Source organism: Nostoc sp., from assembly GCF_036916735.1.
Lineage (GTDB): Bacteria > Cyanobacteriota > Cyanobacteriia > Cyanobacteriales > Nostocaceae > Nostoc.
In genome coordinates this window covers 40,801-60,482 of sequence record NZ_JBALFV010000108.1, presented here as the reverse complement: position 1 = coordinate 60,482, position 19,682 = coordinate 40,801, and the positions used below count along the sequence as shown (strand labels likewise).

19 protein-coding genes, 1 tRNA gene and 3 pseudogenes are annotated in these 19,682 nt (G+C 40.0%); 15 read left to right on the top strand and 8 right to left on the bottom strand.

All coding sequences use genetic code 11. From position 1 onward, the window contains the following. The first annotated feature begins 42 nt into the window (after window positions 1-42). From ndhC to V7L20_RS26570, 3 genes are read left to right on the top strand one after another with little or no spacing between them, the layout of a single operon-like run. On the top strand, window positions 43-405 hold the full coding sequence (gene ndhC / locus V7L20_RS26580; RefSeq protein WP_334746949.1) for a photosynthetic/respiratory NAD(P)H-quinone oxidoreductase subunit C: 363 nt from the start codon (window positions 43-45) through the stop codon (window positions 403-405). After that, window positions 396-1,133, top strand: coding sequence for a photosynthetic/respiratory NAD(P)H-quinone oxidoreductase subunit K (gene ndhK / locus V7L20_RS26575; protein WP_334746948.1), 738 nt, complete (start codon window positions 396-398; stop codon window positions 1,131-1,133). The genes ndhC and ndhK overlap by 10 nt, the downstream gene beginning before the upstream one ends. Next, the gene (locus V7L20_RS26570; protein ID WP_334746947.1) at window positions 1,126-1,686 is read left to right on the top strand and encodes an NAD(P)H-quinone oxidoreductase subunit J; all 561 of its coding nucleotides are present in this window, start codon (window positions 1,126-1,128) and stop codon (window positions 1,684-1,686) included. The genes ndhK and V7L20_RS26570 overlap by 8 nt, the downstream gene beginning before the upstream one ends. A 108-nt stretch (window positions 1,687-1,794) precedes the next feature. Here V7L20_RS26570 and V7L20_RS26565 read toward each other — a convergent pair. Then, window positions 1,795-2,723: pseudogene (locus V7L20_RS26565) on the bottom strand (Rpn family recombination-promoting nuclease/putative transposase). 388 nt (window positions 2,724-3,111) lie between these two features. Between V7L20_RS26565 and V7L20_RS26560 the strand changes: the two are divergent. From V7L20_RS26560 to V7L20_RS26550, 3 genes and pseudogenes are all read left to right on the top strand, one after another. After that, complete coding sequence (locus V7L20_RS26560) at window positions 3,112-3,507, top strand: Pepco domain-containing protein (protein ID WP_334746946.1); 396 nt, start codon at window positions 3,112-3,114, stop codon at window positions 3,505-3,507. Between the two features lie 403 nt (window positions 3,508-3,910). Beyond that, window positions 3,911-4,735, top strand: a pseudogene (locus V7L20_RS26555) (formylglycine-generating enzyme family protein); the annotation flags it as partial. Beyond that, entirely contained in the window at window positions 4,732-4,857 is a 126-nt protein-coding gene (locus V7L20_RS26550; protein WP_334746945.1) for a hypothetical protein, read from the top strand. The pseudogene V7L20_RS26555 and the gene V7L20_RS26550, both read left to right, overlap by 4 nt. 65 nt (window positions 4,858-4,922) lie before the next feature. Here V7L20_RS26550 and V7L20_RS26545 read toward each other — a convergent pair whose 3' ends face one another. The 3 genes from V7L20_RS26545 to V7L20_RS26535 form a co-directional block, all read right to left on the bottom strand. Then, a complete protein-coding gene (locus tag V7L20_RS26545; RefSeq protein ID WP_334746944.1) occupies window positions 4,923-5,135 on the bottom strand; it encodes a DUF6887 family protein in 213 nt (70 codons plus the stop codon). Next, a complete protein-coding gene (locus tag V7L20_RS26540) occupies window positions 5,132-5,305 on the bottom strand; it encodes a DUF6888 family protein (protein ID WP_323231084.1) in 174 nt (57 codons plus the stop codon). The genes V7L20_RS26545 and V7L20_RS26540 overlap by 4 nt, the downstream gene beginning before the upstream one ends. Window positions 5,306-5,449: 144 nt before the next feature. Continuing rightward, window positions 5,450-5,818, bottom strand: coding sequence for a hypothetical protein (locus V7L20_RS26535; RefSeq protein ID WP_334746943.1), 369 nt, complete (start codon window positions 5,816-5,818; stop codon window positions 5,450-5,452). A gap of 177 nt (window positions 5,819-5,995) precedes the next feature. Here V7L20_RS26535 and V7L20_RS26530 point away from each other — a divergent pair, with 177 nt between their 5' ends. Then, on the top strand, window positions 5,996-6,184 hold the full coding sequence (locus tag V7L20_RS26530) for a hypothetical protein (RefSeq protein ID WP_334746942.1): 189 nt from the start codon (window positions 5,996-5,998) through the stop codon (window positions 6,182-6,184). Window positions 6,185-6,668: 484 nt separating this feature from the next. Here V7L20_RS26530 and V7L20_RS26525 read toward each other — a convergent pair. Beyond that, window positions 6,669-6,740, bottom strand: a tRNA-Thr gene (locus tag V7L20_RS26525). 417 nt (window positions 6,741-7,157) lie between these two features. On the opposite strand from V7L20_RS26525, the gene argF reads away from it, so the two are divergent. The 7 genes and pseudogenes from argF (at window position 7,158) to V7L20_RS26490 (ending at window position 14,548) form a co-directional block, all read left to right on the top strand. Beyond that, window positions 7,158-8,078 (top strand): ornithine carbamoyltransferase, encoded by a 921-nt coding sequence (argF, locus tag V7L20_RS26520; protein ID WP_334746941.1) that lies wholly within the window; start codon window positions 7,158-7,160, stop codon window positions 8,076-8,078. Between the two features lie 235 nt (window positions 8,079-8,313). Next, window positions 8,314-8,919: a transcriptional repressor LexA gene (gene lexA, locus V7L20_RS26515; protein ID WP_334746940.1), complete on the top strand. Its 606-nt coding sequence runs from the start codon at window positions 8,314-8,316 to the stop codon at window positions 8,917-8,919. Window positions 8,920-9,037: 118 nt separating this feature from the next. After that, on the top strand, window positions 9,038-10,516 hold the full coding sequence (locus V7L20_RS26510) for a DNA phosphorothioation system restriction enzyme (RefSeq protein ID WP_334746939.1): 1,479 nt from the start codon (window positions 9,038-9,040) through the stop codon (window positions 10,514-10,516). Between the two features lie 326 nt (window positions 10,517-10,842). Then, window positions 10,843-11,016 (top strand): hypothetical protein, encoded by a 174-nt coding sequence (locus V7L20_RS26505; RefSeq protein ID WP_334746938.1) that lies wholly within the window; start codon window positions 10,843-10,845, stop codon window positions 11,014-11,016. Then, complete coding sequence (locus V7L20_RS26500) at window positions 11,013-13,085, top strand: AAA family ATPase (protein WP_334746937.1); 2,073 nt, start codon at window positions 11,013-11,015, stop codon at window positions 13,083-13,085. Before V7L20_RS26505 ends, V7L20_RS26500 begins: the two co-directional genes overlap by 4 nt. 322 nt (window positions 13,086-13,407) lie before the next feature. After that, window positions 13,408-13,978: pseudogene (locus V7L20_RS26495) on the top strand (Uma2 family endonuclease). A gap of 96 nt (window positions 13,979-14,074) precedes the next feature. Further along, complete coding sequence (locus V7L20_RS26490) at window positions 14,075-14,548, top strand: DNA phosphorothioation-associated protein 4 (RefSeq protein ID WP_334746936.1); 474 nt, start codon at window positions 14,075-14,077, stop codon at window positions 14,546-14,548. A gap of 28 nt (window positions 14,549-14,576) precedes the next feature. Here V7L20_RS26490 and V7L20_RS26485 read toward each other — a convergent pair whose 3' ends face one another. Further along, complete coding sequence (locus tag V7L20_RS26485; RefSeq protein ID WP_334746935.1) at window positions 14,577-15,767, bottom strand: DNA sulfur modification protein DndB; 1,191 nt, start codon at window positions 15,765-15,767, stop codon at window positions 14,577-14,579. Window positions 15,768-15,872: 105 nt separating this feature from the next. Beyond that, a complete protein-coding gene (locus tag V7L20_RS26480) occupies window positions 15,873-17,468 on the bottom strand; it encodes a DGQHR domain-containing protein (protein ID WP_334746934.1) in 1,596 nt (531 codons plus the stop codon). Between the two features lie 294 nt (window positions 17,469-17,762). On the opposite strand from V7L20_RS26480, the gene dndC reads away from it, so the two are divergent. After that, window positions 17,763-19,397, top strand: a complete 1,635-nt coding sequence (dndC, locus tag V7L20_RS26475) for a DNA phosphorothioation system sulfurtransferase DndC (RefSeq protein WP_334746933.1) — start codon at window positions 17,763-17,765, stop codon at window positions 19,395-19,397. On the opposite strand, the gene V7L20_RS26470 is transcribed toward dndC, so the two are convergent. After that, window positions 19,394-19,639 carry a helix-turn-helix domain-containing protein gene (locus V7L20_RS26470; RefSeq protein ID WP_334746932.1) on the bottom strand — a complete coding sequence of 82 codons (246 nt, stop codon included), beginning with the start codon at window positions 19,637-19,639 and terminating at the stop codon, window positions 19,394-19,396. The genes dndC and V7L20_RS26470 overlap by 4 nt on opposite strands. Window positions 19,640-19,682 lie beyond the last annotated feature (43 nt).

Genomic DNA, 19,682 nt, shown 5'->3' with positions numbered 1-19,682 from the left:
TACTCCCTACTTTAAATACTCCATAAGCGGTAGATACTCATTGTGTTTGTCCTCAGTGGTTACGAGTACCTTCTAGGCTTCTTCATCATCTGTAGCCTAGTACCTGCCTTAGCGCTCTCAGCTTCCAAGCTTCTACGACCCAGTGGTTACACCCCAGAACGGCACACCACATACGAATCTGGCATGGAACCCATCGGGGGAGCTTGGATTCAGTTCAACATCCGCTACTACATGTTTGCTTTGGTCTTCGTCGTCTTTGATGTGGAGACTGTATTCTTGTATCCTTGGGCGGTAGCTTTTCACCGTTTGGGGCTATTAGCATTTATTGAAGCACTAGTCTTTATTGCAATTCTTGTAGTCGCCTTAGTTTACGCATGGCGTAAAGGAGCTTTGGAATGGTCTTGAATTCTAACTTAACAACCCAGGGCAAAGAACGAATCATCAACCCCATTGAGCGGACTACAATCACTCAAGACCTTTCAGAAAATGTCATTTTGACTACGGTTGATGACCTCTACGACTGGGCACGGCTTTCTAGTCTGTGGCCGTTGTTGTTTGGTACTGCTTGCTGCTTTATTGAGTTTGCAGCTTTAATTGGTTCCCGATTTGACTTTGACCGTTTTGGGCTAATTCCCCGTTCTAGTCCCCGCCAAGCCGATTTAATTATTACGGCAGGGACTATTACGATGAAGATGGCTCCGCAACTGGTGCGTCTTTATGAACAAATGCCAGAGCCAAAGTATGTAATTGCGATGGGAGCTTGTACAATTACTGGCGGGATGTTCAGCGTTGATTCCCCTACGGCAGTGCGCGGAGTCGATAAATTGATTCCTGTAGATGTGTATTTGCCTGGTTGTCCTCCCCGTCCAGAAGCAATTATCGACGCAATAATTAAGCTGCGGAAGAAAATCTCCAATGAATCAATGCAAGAGCGGCATAAAATTAAGCAAACCCACCGCTACTACAGCACAACTCATAATTTGAAGCCAGTAAATGAAATCTTAACTGGTAAGTATTTGCAGTCAGAAACTCGCTCTGTACCACCGAAGGAATTGACGGAAGCGATTGGTATGCCAATACCACCTGCACTACTGACAGCAAAGACACAAAAGGAGGAACAAACCCGTGGCTGAAGAAGAATCTAAAGCAGTACCAGCAGCCGAAGAAGAGTCTAAACCAGTGCCAGCAGCCAAAGAAGAGTCATTGGTACAAGCGGGTAAAGTTTCTCAGTGGTTGACGGAAAATGGCTTTGACCATGAGTTTTTAGCACCAGACAAGAATGGTGTAGAGATAATTAAGCTAGAGGCAGATTTTTTGCTTCCTACCGCTACAGCCCTTTATGCTTATGGGTTTAATTATCTCCAGTGTCAAGGTGGTATTGACCTTGGCCCAGGACAAGAATTAGTGAGTATGTATCACTTGATTAAAGTGAGTGATAATAGCGATCGCCCCGAAGAAGTACGCTTAAAGGTGTTCTTACCACGGGAAAATCCTGTAGTACCTTCTGTGTACTGGATTTGGAAGACCGCAGATTGGCAAGAGCGCGAGTCTTACGATATGTTCGGCATTATCTACGAAGGACACCCAAATCTCAAGCGGCTTTTGATGCCGGAAGATTGGGTAGGTTGGCCTTTGCGGAAGGATTACATCTCGCCTGATTTTTATGAGTTGCAAGACGCTTATTAGATAGTGCTGAATGGAGACGCGATGAATCGCGTCTGTACAATATAGTGCTTAGTTTCGATAGTGATTAACCTCTTTCCGGTGGCGGAGAGGGGTTATGTTTTTGATGTTTTATGTAAATTTAGTTGATAGAATTTGCTGTAATTCATTGACTGTATTTACAGTTTTAATTGCCTGCTGAATTGTTTTTAATTTCTGCAAATCCGTAATTTGAGAGATTATCGGCATCAATTCTGAACCTTGATTGCCAAACTTAATTTCTAATGCCAATTCAATCCCTGAATATAATTCCTCCTTTCTTCCTCGCAGTTCTCCGCGTGCTTCTCCGAGTGCTTCCCCTTTGCTAAAAATTTCTTGATACCAAGGCGACTGCTCTATGAGTGCCATATCCCACCTGAGAATTTGTTGAACTATTGCACTATCTAATACAAACGTAGCAAAAAATCCTAATACTGTTTCTAGTTGATTCAATTGTTCATCTGCACGCAAGATTCGCAATGCGTCCCGAATTGTAGACTCATTATCACCTCCTTTAAGAATGGGTACAAAGGGCGAGAAGTCTGAGCGGAGGTTTCCTCCGATCAGAACTTCGTAAGTAAGGATGGTAAGGGTTGTTGAAAAGCAATTTCGACATCAACTTCCCACAGGTTAATGACACGGTAATCTTGAATAGCACGTAAACCAGCAATATTTAATGCATAACTTGTCGGTATTTCAGCGTCACTTGCCTTGAGGATATTAATTAGTACTGGATACGTTGGCAAATTATATTTTTCTTCTCCAAGTGCTACATAGGCACGCATCCTGCGGGGCATTTCTGGTTTATAGCGTAGTTGTAATTCGTTAAAAACGAGAAATTTTCCATACTGGGGACTTTCGACACGGATTAAAACATCACTTTCTCGACTTATCCACTGAAATTCTGAGTTGAGAATTTCACTAGCAACAAGATCAGGAATTTGCGTTACCCATTTTACCCAGTTATCAGGTGCAAGGCTGATTAAGCGTTTGGTGCTGATGACATCGGCGGGTTTGATCATGGGGTTGTAAACGCACTGAAAGTTATCAAATAATTGTACTTAAGACTGGATTAGAGATATTCAGATTTTTGATTGGACTACTTAGAGAAAGCGATCGCACCCAATCTGAGATAATTTGAGTACGATTTTTACGATGGTCACTGAGCGGCTGGTGAGCATCTCGGCTTCGCTCGATGGAGCCGCAGTCGAACCATGTCGAAGTGCGGAGTTTGCCTACGCAATTCCTGAGTAGAGAAAACTTTTTAACGCAGAGGGGCGCAAAGGGAAGCGCAGAGGTTTGCAAAGGAGATGTCTAAAATGCTCAGTGAAATTTCTTAGTAATCGGAATCGCTATTTCTATCGTTGTATCTGTATTTATGGGAAATTTCATGTAAATATTTAAAGTAATATGTCAGAAACACCTCAAGATGACGGCATTTGGATTGTTACCGATGAAACGCCGCAAATATCAATTCCTGATGGTGCTAAAGGCGGGAGTACTAATACACCGAGTTGGGGAGACGAAACTATCAGGGAAAGCACTGGTAGCAAAGGGGTAGGAGATGCCGTTAAGGTTAGCGCTCAAAAATTAGAGCAAAATATGACTCATTTTCTCAAACTAGTGGGAAGTTTGTTTAGTCAAGCCCAACAGCAAGCGAAAGTCAACTCCAGAATGCAGCTAGATGAAATTGAGCTATCGGTGGAAATTAGTGCCGAAGGAGAAGTTAAATTAATTGGCAATGGTGCTAAAGCTGGAAGTAAAGGAGCAATTAAACTGAAGTTCAAGCGCCAAGAATCACAGTGAGATGGCAAAAAATTGGGCGATCGCGATCGGAATTAACCAGTATGATTATCTGCAACCGCTAAACTATGCCAAGCGGGATGCACTGTTAATGCAAGAGTTTCTGGCCAATGAAGCCGGATTTGAGCGGATATTCTTCTTCTCTGATGACTCCCCTGATATTGCTGCAACATCTACAATTTCAACACCTTCAACCCCATCAAAAAACCCAATATTACCTAACTGGTCACGGCGAAGGATGATTCAAACTGTTGGGTTTGCGAGTGCTGGGTTGGGTTTGGCAATTGTAGTACCTCGCATCTGGCGGTCTGCAGGAGAAACTACACCAGCATCTATACCAGCATTTACACCACCAACTACACCAGAAATAACAAAACTTTTTAGTAACCCGAACCCGTTTGGCGTTTCCTCCAATAGCTTAAAAACCTTTCCATTTGAAACGGTGACTGTCAATGCACAGGGAAATATCACCAACCGCCGTAAAGAGGAAGCGAAATATTTTGAAGAAGACTTAGGGAATGGTGTCACCCTGGAAATGGTGCAGATACCGGGGGGAAAGTTTACGATGGGTTCACCACCAGGGGAAGCGCAACGAGAGTCAGATGAAAGTCCACAGCATCAAGTAACAGTTGAGGGGTTCTTCATGGGTAAATATGAAATTACCCAGGCGCAATATCAAGCAATTATGGGTAATAATCCTTCCAACTTCAAAGGTGAGAAACGACCTGTAGAAAATGTCAGTTGGGATGATGCAGTAGAATTTTGTCAAAAATTGAGCCAAAAGACAGGAAAAACCTATCGACTACCTAGTGAAGCCGAATGGGAATATGCTTGTCGTGCTGGAACCAAGACCCCATTTTATTTTGGTGAAACAATTACCATAGATTTAGTTAACTACAAGGGTGACTCTCCTTACGGCTCTGCACCAAAAGGGGAATATCGTCAACAAACAACAGATGTAGGAAAATTTTTGCCTAACTCTTTCGGTTTATACGATATGCATGGTAATGTATTTGAATGGTGTCAAGATGTATATAATAACAATTACCAGAGTGCGCCAAAAGATGGTAGTGCGTGGCTAACTGGTAAAAGTAATAACATGAAATTGCTGCGTGGCGGGAGTTGGGACTACAACTCTAGGTATTGCCGTTCTGCCCCTCGCAATGGTAATCAGCGAACGGGTCGTAACAATGATGTTGGTTTTCGCGTGGTGGCAGTGGCTGTGGCGTGAGTATTCCCCATGTCAGAGTTGGTAAGTGGGAATTTATCGAGCGTACATCAGGGAGTCCAGAATTGAACCAGCGAGGAAGGCGACAACCTCCGAATATCAAACCGAGTCGGATAGCTTGGTAGGTTGCAAAACCGAACAGTTGTTCGACTCAATTAATTATGCGACATTTAAAAGAAACTTCTAAAATTTAGCTCATTTTTAATTGTTCTAATTTTTGTTTAATCAAAATTTCAACTTCTTCAATCTCAGCATTCGATTTTGGGATGTCAAAAGTCTCTGGAGACGCTTCAGATGTAAAGCGGTCAACAAAAGCACGAAACGCTGCTTTGTTGTCGGGGTGAGCAATGACGAAGGCTCTTAACTCGTTTTTGCTCATGCTGCTAAAGTCTGGTTCAATCACAAGAACCTCCAAAAACCATTGCGATATATTTCTACCTCTATGTTATCTCCTGCCAAAATAAACACATTACCTGTTTGTTCATCGAGGCGGACAATGTAAATAGGAGTGAATGTATTGGTCAAAGATTGACATAGTATGACACACCTGATGCCTTGTTCAGCAGTTGGCAAGATTTGTATACCTCATAACCGCATAGCAACGTAATTGCGAATTGCGAATTGCGAATTGCGAATTGCGAATTGCGAATTGTTTTAATGGTGCGTTGTCACAAAGGTCAACGCACCATTATTTAAAGAAACGGCGAGTCCAAACAATCAGCTCACAGATGTCACTGTTTGGTTTACTACTGGACGTGCTTTTTTGCGGTCTGACCTGCGCGTTCCACCAGCCATTTCATATTCATCACTACTTTTGCCATAGTGAGATGCAACATTTAACAGCATTTGCTCAGAATAAGTATTCAACTCACGTTCTGCTTCTATTAATGCATTGTGTGTCTTATCTACTATTGTTTGTGCTTGATTATAAGCGGCTAGCTTTTCTCGTAATTCAATTACTTTAGTGTTGTAAGTAGCAATTGAAAACCCATTACTAAAGTCTAACCCAGGGTTAATTGTCTGCATTCCTTCAATCCGTCGTTCAGCTTTGGTCAGTGATATGGAGTTTCGTTTCCGTTGCGTCATATAGTTTTCCTGTTTGGATTAATTTATAAATAACCCTAATTTTATACACTGAGTTATTTATATATCATCAAAATACGCAATAAGCCGATGCACCAGCCACAGTGAAGTTACAGAATTATAAAAGCATTGGATGGCATTAGCCAACTAGATAAATGCACGTATATTTGCTGAAATTCATTGAGAAAAGTAGGTTTTGAAGTCGCAAAAGCTAGTTTTGAAGTCACAAAAGCTAGTTTTGAAGTCGCAAAAGCAGGTTTTGAAGTCGCAAAAGCAGGTTTTGAAGTCGCAAAAGCAGGTTTTGAAGTTGCAAAAGCTAGTTTTGAAGTCGCAAAAGCTAGTTTTGAAGTTGCAAAGCCTTTCATCTAATTCACAAAGACGTGATATAGCGGTTTTCGACCCAGTAAGGTACAATTTTGACCTCTCCCCTAAAAGGCTACGGTGTACACATAAGTCACCAGTTTTATCCCAATACTCTTGGGATAGCCAGAAAGCTGTCAATTTATTTCTGTTGAGATATGAGTTGAGAGATCAGCGAAGGGAAACTTAACAAACCAAAGTAGATATTGGGTTTCGTTTCTCAACCCAACCTACAATTAAGTCTCATTTGGAGTTTGACAACATCCTTAGTTTATTTGCGATCGCCTGTTTTGCCAGCCTTGAGTCTTTTGTTAACAGCTTCGACCGTCCATTTTATTTACAACACCCGAACTAAACTTAGACTATTTTGTTTTGCAATTCAGTACAATTTTAGGTAATTTGCCATAATATTAAATGTCCTAAATCAAAATATTCGCAACAAATAAAAAACTAAAACTCACTTTAGCTGAAGAAAGTATGATTTTTCAATCAAAGCCAGCAGCGGGATTTGAACTCGCGACCTTCCGATTACAAGTCGGATGCACTACCACTGTGCTATGCTGGCAATTTTGCTGATTACTCTCAAGTAGTAACCACAATTTATTATTTTACCATAAATAATCTATTTGTCTAGCTGTAATTGCTAAAAAATATCTCCCTCTTCAGAAATAAGCCTAGAAGACGAGAGATGGCAATATCGCTGCTTTTGTATGTTTAGATGGTTGAGTTGGCGTTGCAATTGTAGTGATTCCGATCGCTGATAAAGTTGATAAATTAGTATCCAAGGAATAGCGGATTGATTTGGTTGTCGGTCAATTCGTCATCACCTCTCCATTCATCCCACACTCTTGCTTTCTTTCGGAACGCTAACGCGAACGCGGTGAGATGTGTGTCTTCTGTCGGTTATAGCTAAAACTGTATTTTTTTAACACAGCTGAATAAAGGGACAGAAATATATAATTATTTTTTACAGATTACAAGCATGGCAGCATTGCTCGGACGAGATTTATTAAGTCTAGCGGACATCAGTTCTATGGAACTTCAAGAACTCCTGCAATTGGCAACTCAACTTAAATCACAACAGTTGCAGTTGCAGTGTAATAAAGTTTTGGGGTTGTTGTTCTCCAAAGCTTCAACTCGTACACGGGTAAGTTTTACTGTGGCGATGTACCAATTGGGTGGACAGGTAATCGATCTCAACCCTAATGTTACTCAAGTTAGTCGCGGTGAACCTTTAGAAGATACGGCGCGGGTGTTAGACCGATATCTGGATATTTTGGCAATCCGCACTTTTGCACAGGAAGATTTAGAAACTTTTGCTCACTACGCTAAGATTCCGGTAATTAATGCGCTTACCGATACAGAACATCCTTGTCAGGTATTAGCTGATTTATTGACGATTCAAGAAAGCTTTAACAGCCTTGCTGGGTTAACTTTGACCTACGTAGGTGATGGGAATAATATGGCTAATTCTCTGATGTTGGGCTGTGCTTTGGTGGGAATGAATGTTAGAATTGCTACACCTAGCGGCTATGAACCAAATTCTAGAATTGTAGAACAAGCAAGAGCGATTGCGAATAACCAAACGGAAGTTCTCGTCACTCACGATCCAAAATTAGCAGCTAAGGGTTCTGCTGTACTTTATACTGATGTTTGGGCGAGTATGGGACAAGAAGCAGAAGCAGATAACCGAATGCCAATTTTCCAGCCTTATCAAATTTCAGAGCAGCTATTAAGTCTTGCCGATCCACAGGCAATTGTTTTACATTGCTTACCTGCCCATCGTGGTGAAGAAATTACCGAAGCTGTTATTGAAGGTTCTCAATCACGAGTTTGGGAACAGGCAGAAAATCGCTTGCATGCCCAAAAAGCTTTACTTGCTAGTGTCTTAGGGGCAAAATGAAAAGAGTTAGCAGTTAAAAGTACAGACGCGATTAATCGCGTCTGTACAGGAGTCAAAATAGCGAGTGTGCGATTGGCTCCTGACTACTTGCTGATAAAAAATCCAAAATAAAAGGATAAAAGAAAAAAGAATATTCTTACTTTTACCTTTCATATTTTTACTTTTCTCTTGTTATGGGGAGTTTTTTGTAGTACTAATGTTCTAGAGACATTTATAATTACTTCCCGTTTTGTTTATGGAACGTCTAACAGAAGCTCAACAAGAACTTTACGAATGGTTGGCAGAATACATCCGATCGCACCAGCATTCGCCTTCTATTCGGCAAATGATGCAAGCGATGAACTTGAAGTCACCAGCACCAATTCAAAGTCGTTTAGAACATTTACGGACTAAAGGATATATAGAATGGACTGAAGGCCAAGCGCGAACGATTCGGATTTTGCGTCCTGTGAAGCAAGGTGTACCAATTTTGGGCACGATCGCTGCTGGTGGTTTAATAGAACCGTTTACTGATGCTGTAGATCATTTAGACTTTTCTAATTTCGATTTACCTGCCCAAACTTACGCTTTGCGGGTAGCTGGCGATAGCATGATTGAAGATTTAATTACTGATGGCGATGTGGTATTTCTGCGTCCAGTAGCTGAACCAAATCATTTAAAAAATGGTACTATCGTCGCCGCCAGAGTCGATGGATTTGGTACAACATTAAAACGTTTTTATCGCCAAGGCGATCGCGTTACCCTCAAACCAGCAAATCCTAAATACAATCCCATTGAAGTCATGGCTCAACAAGTGCAGGTGCAAGGTTCTCTCATTGGTGTTTGGCGCGGTTACAACTGAGTAGTAAGAAAGTGATGAGTTATGAGTGATCAGTGATGAGTTTTAAATTACTAACTCCTAACTCCCAACTCCTAACTCCTAACTCCTAACTCCTAACTCTTAACTCCTAACTTTCACTATGTACCTGACGAAAAATCCAGTGCAGCAACTGCCCACTTTCCGGTTGAAATTACCAATTGCAAGGGAAAGTAAGGGCAGTTATTACACTTTGCAACCATTACCAGGATGCCCAAGAATGCCTATATCTCTGCAATTGCGGCAATATCAGCGCCAAGCGATCGCTAGCTGGTTTACCAACAATGGCAGAGGGACGCTGAAAATGGCTACTGGTAGCGGTAAAACTATTACCGCACTAGCGATCACCTGTGAACTCTACCAACAGATTAATTTACAAGTTCTGCTGGTAGTGTGTCCTTATCGTCATCTCGTTACTCAATGGGCGCGAGAATGTGAAAAATTTAATTTGCAACCTATTTTAGCTTTTGAGAATTTACGCACTTGGCAAAGTCAACTTTCCACCCAAATTTATAATCTGCGTTCTGGTTCTCAACAGTTTGTCACTGTGATTACTACCAACTCTACTTTAATTGGAGATGGGTTTGGGTCTCAACTCAAATATTTTCCCGCCAAAACTTTAATTATTGGGGATGAGGCGCATAATTTAGGCGCACCCAAGTTAGAAGAAAGTTTGCCGCGCAGTGTTGGGTTGAGACTGGCTTTATCTGCCACACCGGAGAGGTATTTTGATGATTTTGGTACGCAATCTTTATTTGATTATTTTGGTCCAGTTCTCCAACCAGAATTTACTTTGAGGGATGCGATCGCTCAAGGTGCTTTGGTACATTATCTCTATTATCCGGTGTTAGTGGAATTAACCGAGGCAGAAAGTATTGCTTATTTGAAGCTAACTAAAAGAATTGGGCGATCGCTACTATATAGAGAACGAGAAAATGGACAAGCAGGATTTGAAAACAATGAAGATTTAAAGCCATTATTGATGCAAAGAGCAAGGTTAATTGGTGCGGCGGAAAATAAACTAACCGCTTTGCAAGATTTAATGAGTGATCGCCGCGAAACTACTCACACACTTTTTTATTGTGGTGATGGTTCCCAAGACGCGGGACAACGTTCATCGTTACGCCAACTTAAAGCTGTTGCTAAAATTCTCGGAGTGGATTTAGGGTATAAGGTAAGTACCTATACAGCACAAACAACTTTACAAGAAAGGGAAATTTTACGGCATCAATTTGAAAGTGGGGAATTGCAAGGTTTGGTGGCAATTCGTTGTTTAGATGAAGGTGTCGATATTCCGGCAATTCAAACGGCAGTGATTTTATCAAGTTCTGGTAATCCCCGCCAATTTATTCAGCGACGGGGGCGAGTTTTACGTCCTCATCCGGCTAAAGAACGCGCAACAATATTTGACATGATTGTTTTACCACCAGATTTAGATAGAGAAACTATAGAAGTTGAGCGTAATCTTTTGAAAAAGGAATTGCGTCGCTTTGTAGAGTTCGCTGATTTAGCTGATAACGCAGGGGAAGCAAGAATGAAGTTACTTGATTTACAAAAGCGATATGGTTTATTAGATATTTGATGATCAACTATATAGTTGTATTATTTTGTAAAATTTTTCAAGTTTTTAAAAAATAAGTATTAAATATGAGATAATAAAATTATGAGTTTTATTATAATCGGATTTAAATGCATTTAAAAATTTTACTTACATCCCATTATGATCTATATTGTTAATATTAATAATACCAGAAGACAATTCAATAATAAAGTCTTTTTTCAAGAAAATTATAAATGTGAAAAAATAGTTTTTGCAAAATAAAAGATAACGCTAACAGTGGCTTTACGGAGGTAAATGCACTACTAAAGGAAGTTAAAATATAGAAAAACTATATTTCCAAACTGAAGATGTCACAAGAGGCGAATATCGATGATGTGCAGGAACCAATAACCAAGGCTCCGCCAGAAGTACGGCGAATTATTGAGCGGGTATGGAAGCTAGAAAAAGGCAGGCTAGATAAAAAGATTAACAGCCATATAAATGATAATATTTTGGACATAATTAAGGAAGAGGTGCGATGAAGCTGACTTCAATCAAGCTATGCAACTTTCGCTCCTTTTATGGTACGACACCAGAGATGCTTTTAGCAGGTGGAGATGTTCATAACACAACGATTATTCATGGCAATAATGGCTCTGGAAAAACTAGTTTACTGAATGCCTTTACTTGGGTATTATATGAGAAATTTAGTGCAGCCTTTGCATCGATAGAGCAGTTGGTAAATAAGCGGGCGATCGCAGAAGCTCAAAAAGGTCAAGCTGTAGAATGTTGGGTAGAGATTGGCTGGGAACATGAAGGTAAACGCTATCGAGTTAAACGCGCCTGTCGGGGTTATAAAAACGAAGGTGATTTTGACACTGGTAAAACTCAATTAACCATGTGGGTTGGTGGCGACGATGGTAAATGGAATATACCAATTCAGCAACCGGACGATATAATTAATCAAATTTTACCCGCTACTTTACATCAATATTTTTTCTTTGACGGCGAACGAATTGAAGAAATAGTCCGTTCTGATAAAAAAGCTGAAATTGCTGAAGCTACAAAAATTTTCTTGGGTGTGGAAGTAATCAACCGTTCTATCAGACATTTGGGAGATGCTAAAAAAACTTTAGAAAATGAGTTACAGGCTATTGGTAACTCGCAAATCAAACAACTATTACGACAGCAAGAAAAGATAGAACGTGAGCGCGAACGCATTACCAAACGACAAACTGAAATAAAAGAAGAGTTAGAATATCAACAAACTTTTAAAAAAGAGACAAGTAACCGTTTACGAGAACTGAGTGCTGCTAAAGAATTGCAAGAAAGATGGCAGGATTTAGAATCGCAGAAAATAGCGAATCAAGAAGAATATAAAAAAACGAAAGACGCGCTCAAAAAAGTTATTTCTGCACGGGGTTATACAGTTTTACTCTCAGAAACTACAGCACAGTTCCGAGAAATTATCAATGATTTTAAGCAACGCGGCGAGTTAACATCAGGAATTTCAAGAGAATTTGTGAATGATTTACTAAATTCTCAACGCTGTATTTGTGGCGCAGAATTACACGAGGGTAATCATTCTCATACTCATGTGAGTACGTGGTTAAACAAAGCAAGTTCTTCGGCGGTGGAAGAAACTGCAATTCGGATGAGCGCACAAGTAGATGAAATTGATAAGCAAGCGATACGATTTTGGGAAGAAGTTGATAGAGAACAAACTAGGATTAATCAGTTAAGGCAAAGCATATCTCAAATTGAAGGAGATTTAGACAATATTCAAGAACGGTTACGAAAAGATGCTAATGAAGAAATTAGCAGTTTACAAAAACGTTTAGATGAAATTGAAAGTAAAATTGATGAATTAAATCGAGAACAAGGTGCAAATCAGCAGCAAATTGCTCAACTCAAAACTGAAATTGAAGGTTTAAACAAGCAAATCGCTAAACAAAAGCTGAATGAAGATAAGCAGACTTTAGCACAGAGACGAATTAATGCCACTCAAGATTCAATCGAACGGTTAACGGAAGTTAGAAATCGTCAAGAACAACAATTTCGCCTGCAACTAGAAAAGCGAGTACAAGAAATATTCATGGAGATTTCTGTTACTCCATACATTCCTAAAATTAGTGAAAAATATGAACTGACGTTAGTAGAAAATACTACAGGGATAGAAGCACCAGTTGCAGCATCCACGGGTGAGAATCAAATTCTCAGTTTATCCTTTATTGCCAGCATCATAGACAAAGTACGGGAATGGAGTGAGAAACGAAAAATGATGATGATTCCCGATAGTAGCACTTTCCCAATTGTGATGGATTCACCGTTTGGTAGTTTGGATGAAAATTCGCGGCGACACATTGCCAAAACAATTCCCCAATTAGCGAATCAGTTGATAGTTTTAGTTACTAAGACTCAGTGGCGGGGTGAAGTAGAAGCAGAAATGACAAATAGAATTGGTAGAGAATATGTGCTTACGTATTACTCATCTAAACCAGATTGCGAACAAGATTATATTGAGTTGGGTGGAGAAAGATATCCTTTAGTGAAACAAAGTCCGAACGAGTTTGAATATACTGAAATTATCGCAGTTGAACAGGATAGGTAATTATTACGCACGGGCGCAGAGAAAGACTTTTGCAAGGAATCTGATGATTTCGCGCATTCGCTGTTAGGCATTCTCATAGAGTAGGCGCAAAGGTTTTTTACAGAACTGATGTAAAATCCCTCTCAAACTCTTATTCCTCCGTGTTCTCTGTCCCTCTGTGGTATCCTTCTCCTTCAGAGACGCTACGCGAACGGGAAGCCCTCCGGGTTCAGCAGTCGCTCATGGGGGAAACCCCCAAGACCGCGCGGCTTCACCGCTTTGCGTCTACGATTTTCCATTTAGTTAAAGTTGAGAAAAGTGATTTTTGAGAAGGAATCAGGTTATGGTTGCGAGTCCAGACAGAAATTATATGTCTCCCTACGAATATTTGGAATGGGAACAAGGCCAAGAAATTAAATATGAATATATTGATGGTTAAGTTTTCGCCATGACTGGGGGTACTCTTCCCCATAATGATATTGCTTTAAACTTAGCTTCAGTGTTAAAAAGTCACCTGCGAGGAAGTGGATGTCGTGTGAATATGGCGGATGGGAAAGTAGGTGTATCTGAAAACGGGTCTTTTCATTATCCCGATGTTGTGGTGAGTTGCAATGAACGGGATAAACAAGCTATTCAATTTCTCCAATATCCTTGTTTAATTGTTGAAGTTCTGTCCCCAAGTACGGAAGCTTACGACCGAGGTAAAAAATTTACGCGGTATCGTCGCATTCAGACTTTGCAAGAATACGTCCTCATCGATGCTGAAAAAATTGGTTTAGATTGCTTCCGCTTAAATGATAGAGGACTCTGGAAGTTACACCCTTATGAAGCAGGGGATGAGGTTGATTTAACCAGCGTTGATTTTCCGCTTTCCGATATCTTTGATGTATGAAAATGTTCAGTTTCCTATTTAAATAGCGATCGCCCACATACTAGTATAAATTAATGCGTTATAAGTGTGATCGCTTTGAGATTTTGGTTAAAATAGTAACAATGTAGATATTAAAACAATGGCTGAAACTGGCAGAATCAGGGTTGCTAAAGATAAGGCTGAGTTGGTGAAGGATTTAACATCTTCAGATGGTGGAACAGGGCCTTTTAATACTTTTGCTGATGTAATTGTGTTTGCAGCAGCTTTGGGTGCAAAGCATAAAAAGCGGGTGGCTTTGGGAGAGATTTCTAAAAGAGAACCGTCGCCAATCAGGATAGAGTATTTTGCCTCAATAGGAAATGATATTTTAATAAAATTATTAGCAATTAATGAAACTAAAGATATCAAAACCCTAACTCTCAATGAAGAAGAATATGAAAGACAACGCAACAGTATTTTTGAAGAATATGCTAACGGTGGACTAGAGATATTACAAAATGAATTGCGTGGCTCAGTAGATTACTCAGAGCGAATTTTATTATTTCTCAATTATGAACGAACTAATACAGAGCAACAGGACGAGGAATTTGATCTTACCAAGTTCCTCTCTTAATTTTTAAGTGCTGTTTATCAGTAATGATTTATATCCATTCCAGTCGGATTTTTGCTATCTTGACTGCATCCGTTACAGCATTTGCAGCAGTAGATAACTTATAAGGTTTATCTGGGTTTTTAGGTTTAGGATCTATTCTAACTACGTTATCCTTCCAAAGTTCGTTTTCTCTTGACCAATCTAGTTGTGCTAGTTGTAAAACTTTTTCTTCATTAAAAGAATTGTTTTCTGATTCGTGTATATAGTGCAATAAACGCCCTAAAACTTCCAGTCCCACACTTACACCTAAAATACAGTCTTCTTTAAATGCAGCTATTTCATCTGTTGTTAGTTCTTCAACACTTGTATCAGCAATATACTCAGTGTTACTGCATTCTGAAAAAAATCGATTAAGACAAATAACCAAAGCATCAGATGCTTGATAAACATCATAATCTCGAAGTTGATTACTTGGATCATTAGTAAAAACGCAACTTACAAACCTAGCTATAAAATTAGTTGTGTAAATCAGCTTTTGTTTTGTTGCAGGACTTGATTTAATCTTTTCTGTCTTACCCTGAAACATTGGCACTCGTTTTATTAATTCTTTAGTAATGCCAACTCGACCAGAGAACTCACCAAATGATAATAACAATGATTTATCTAGTTGTTTGGTTTGAGCCATGTCTCTGAAATCTGCCTGACACTGTTGAAAGTCACCCTCTAAAACTAGAGTAATTGCAAAATCATCATCACTGATTAAGTGGCTTTCAGTACTTTCTATTAATTCGTGAATTGCACGTTTACGATGTTGTCCATCCGTTATATCTAACTTGACTCCACGACGAATAACAACCAGACAAATGCCCCTACCCAGTTCAAGAATTGTTATGTCTTTTGGAGCTACATTAGCAGTCAGAGTTCCGACAATCCAAGGTTTTCCTTTTCGGGAACGTTCAACAATATATTTTTGAATTTCATCAGCATGACCTTTAACCTCTGGGCGATTTTTACCAGAATCAGGATCATTCCCAGTGGATGGTTTGGCTTGCAGAAGACCAGAAAAGTCACTCGCAGGTACATTAATTTGCAGCATTGTGCGCTTTCCTTGCCTAAAAATAAGTCCTGGATAGCAGCGATCGCGATGATATTGTGAGAAGAATGGCTCAATAAAGGAGCTAAACTGAGCTTTTATCTGAGGGGAAATGCTATTACTACCATCCTCATTTGGTTGAGCCATATAAATACCTAATAAAAATTAGTAGATGTTAGCAAACATGATATGCAACCCTTATGAACTATAGCATCGGTAAAAACCACAGTGCAAAATCTCTACCCAACTCTGCTAGTTCAGGATATGTGGAAGTCCTACAGCTTTTGGTTCAACAAACTTGCCATCAAAACCTATAGTTTTATCTTCCATAGTTCTGGCATCTGCCAAAGCTTTACGAAGTTCAGCACGTTCCATCTGATCTTGAATTCCACCCAGAATATAAACCAGTAACTTTGCCGCTAAATCTCGTCCAGCAACCTGCACTCGCTTTTTATTTGGGTCATACAAAACCCCATACCAAATAGATTGCGGATATTCCATACCACTAAAACCACTTTGCTGGTCAAACTTCCTCAGCTTCTTAAAAATATCGAACAGAGAGAAACCTTTTTTAAATACCAAAATTCCGATAGCTTGCGCTAATGCAACTTGAGCAACTGGACGAAAAAGCATATTTCCTTCACCTCCATCTTTCTCAAAGCTGAAGCGCCGTAAAGCTGGTGTATCCTCGTGTTCTAAAATCTTATAACTGGGAAGACCAGCTAAAGAATCAAATAGCTTTTTGAATTCCTCAATTCCCTGCTCAAGTTCTTCATCCTCTGGACGCATGGGAATTAAACCTTTCTCCAAGGGTTTCCAGTGAGGAAACTTTTGACCCAAATATCGCTCAGACATATCTTGCAGAGCTTGCAAAGTTGTTAAAACTGTAGAATTGGAAGCCACTGTTGCACTATTCCAATTAACACGAGGATTGCGCTCTTGTCGTTGTTTTAATAGTGGATGTGTAACTGCAATTTTTCTAGCAACGATCGCAAAACCATCATCTTCATTCAACTGTGTTAGCTGACCTTTAGTCAAGGGTGCAGCCATCAGATTAACATGAACAAAAATCGATCTCACTCTCCGCCTCGCTTCAGTGCGAGTTTCCCCAGCCGCTACCGCATAGATGAATTCAATACCAATTTTTTCCTTGGGTAAATTTTGCAAGTAAGCAAGGTCTACTTGGTACTTTTCTATCAAATCATTGACTGTAATAAAACTGTCATCAGCAGCTTTATCTTTTTTATAGCGCTGGAGTTTGCGAGTTTTAATTAACTCCATTAATCCCTGCACCCCCATTAATCGGTGTTGACCATCTAGTGCATAAATAGTTACATCATCCTCAGAAATATTTAGCAGACCTATTTTACTGTCTTTATCTAAAGGTATAAAATCAGTAGTAGACTTTGTGGCGCGCCCTTCACTATCCCATTCAGCAGCTTTGGGATTATCCACCCACGGTTGATTAATTACTACCAATACCGGCGGAAATTTGTGATTTTGTCGAGCTGCTAAATACTGCACTAACGGCGCTTGACGTGACCAATCAAGGGGACGCTGCTGAATTTCATCAATAGTATCTGCGTCAATCTCAACATTCTCAGTCTCAGGATTGTACTTTTTCTGAAACAGAGGTAAGCCAGAGGCGAAGTGAACCCGACCTGCAAACCATTCCAGTGTAACAGAGCTAACATAAGCCTCAGTACCACCCATCTCGGTTTTTTGAACGAGAATCTGATCTTTTTTCCCTAAAAACTTCTCTAGGAGTAAAGCTAGTACTTGTTTTTCCTTGTTTTCTCGTTCCAGGTACTCTCTAGCGATATCAGCAGTTGGATCAGAGTCTTTCATGTTAATTTTTAAAAACTAAAGAATATAAAGCAGTTTACATTGTCTAAAGTATTAAATACGAATGTTTACTTTTTAAAAATTATTAAAAAATGCTATTTTCAAAAGATGATCATCAAACAACAAATAACTGCAACTTTCAGTTATAGCGGTTATATATAATACAGATAAAATCTAAACAAAGTCCGCGTAGGCGGACTTTGTTTGTGTGCCAGTAAATTTTGGTGGGAAGGGCGTTTATCGGTCGCCCATATAAAAGAATTAAAGAAAATGCTTGTTCAGATAGGGAGGAGAGAAATGGCTACAGCACAACAACCAGAAAATAAAGTTCAGGAAACGCGTACTGTAGCAGATTTAGTGGAAGATATCAAAGTTCTTACCACTGAAATTCAAGAATTGTACTGTTTAGATGAGATACCTTGGGTTGTGGGTTACTCAGGGGGTAAAGATAGTTCATGCGTACTACAAATAGTCTGGAATGCGATCGCAGCACTACCACCCGAAAAGCGGACTAAAACAATATACGTTATCACCACAGACACACTGGTAGAAAATCCAATCGTTGCTGCTTGGGTACGCAATTCTCTAAAACAGATGAAATCTGAAGCTGAAACACAAGGATTACCATTTGCACCCCATTTGCTACAGCCAGATTTTAAAGAGACATTTTGGGTAGGTTTGATTGGTAAAGGTTATCCAGCACCGCGAGGAAAATTTCGTTGGTGTACAGAACGCCTGAAAATTAATCCCTCTAACCGCTTTATTCGTGATGTGATTCGAGCGAGCGGAGAAGCAATCGTTGTGTTGGGGACTCGCAAAGCTGAAAGCACAAAACGTGCTAGCCGAATGAAAAAATTGGAAGCCCAACGGGTACGCGATCGCCTCAGTCCTAATATGAATTTGCCAAATTCTTTGGTTTATAGCCCTATTGAAGACTGGCAAAATGATGAAGTCTGGATTTATCTTATGCAGTGGGATAACCCTTGGGGGTACAGCAATAAAGATTTATTTACCATGTATCGAGGTGCTTCTGCTGATAATGAATGTCCTTTAGTTGTCGATACATCTACCCCTAGTTGTGGTAGCTCTCGTTTTGGTTGCTGGGTTTGCACACTGGTTAGTCAAGATAAATCGCTGGCGGCGATGATTCAAAATGATGAAGAGAAAGAGTGGATGCAACCTTTACTTGATTTCCGTAAAGAATTGGATGCTGAAGAAACCCGTGATAAAAGAGATTTCAGACGTAGAAATGGTGGTGTCCAACTTTATGAACGTAACTTAGAAGATGGGACATCTATTGAACCTATTCCTGGCCCATTTATTAAAGAAGCGCGGGAAGATTGGTTAAGAAAATTGCTTACAGTTGAAAAACAAATTCGTCAAATAGCGCCAGAAAATATGCGCGATATCACCCTAATTACTTTAGAAGAGATGAGCGAAATTCGCCGCATTTGGCTAGAAGAAAGACACGAATTTGATGATAGCTTACCCCGCATTTATCAAGAAGTAACTGGCGAAGAATTTCAAGACCCCCGTCCTGGTGCTGACCTTAGCTTATTAGGTAGCGATGAATGGGCTGTATTAGAAGAAATCTGTGAAGGTGACGCAATGCACTTGGAACTCATGGCGAAATTGTTAGATACAGAACGCCAATTTCGTAAAATGTCGCGGCGCGTGGGAATCTATGACACACTAGAAAAATGTTTTACTACTAGTTCGCGTTCTAAAGATGAAGCAGTGAAAAATGCTCATTTGAAACGGGATTTGAAAACAGCAGTTGAACAAGGTGATATTGAAAAGGTTAAGCAGCTAACTTTAGCAGATTTTGTCGTCACAAATGCACAAGCTGACGTAACCAATACTACACAATCTGCTGATGATGCTAACACTTGGGCAAATATAAAATTTAAAAATAGAGAGACGAAGCTTTAAGTTTGCTGTTCATCTTTGTCAGCATCTGCCAAGTACAGTCTGATAAACTCTTCTGCTGCGGCTGGATTAATTTTCTTCAGTGCATCCCGAATTTCTAGCACCCCCTCAGCTACAGGGTCCATTATCTCATTTACCCAGCGATTAACATTTGAGCGTCCAGTTCCCATTGTCACTGCTAACTTATTTTGGCTAATGCCATGTGTCTCTAATACCTGTTTCAGAGCTTTTCCTGCTTTTCCCATGCTTCTGATTGTGTCAAAGGCTTTTAACCAAGTAAATGTCCCG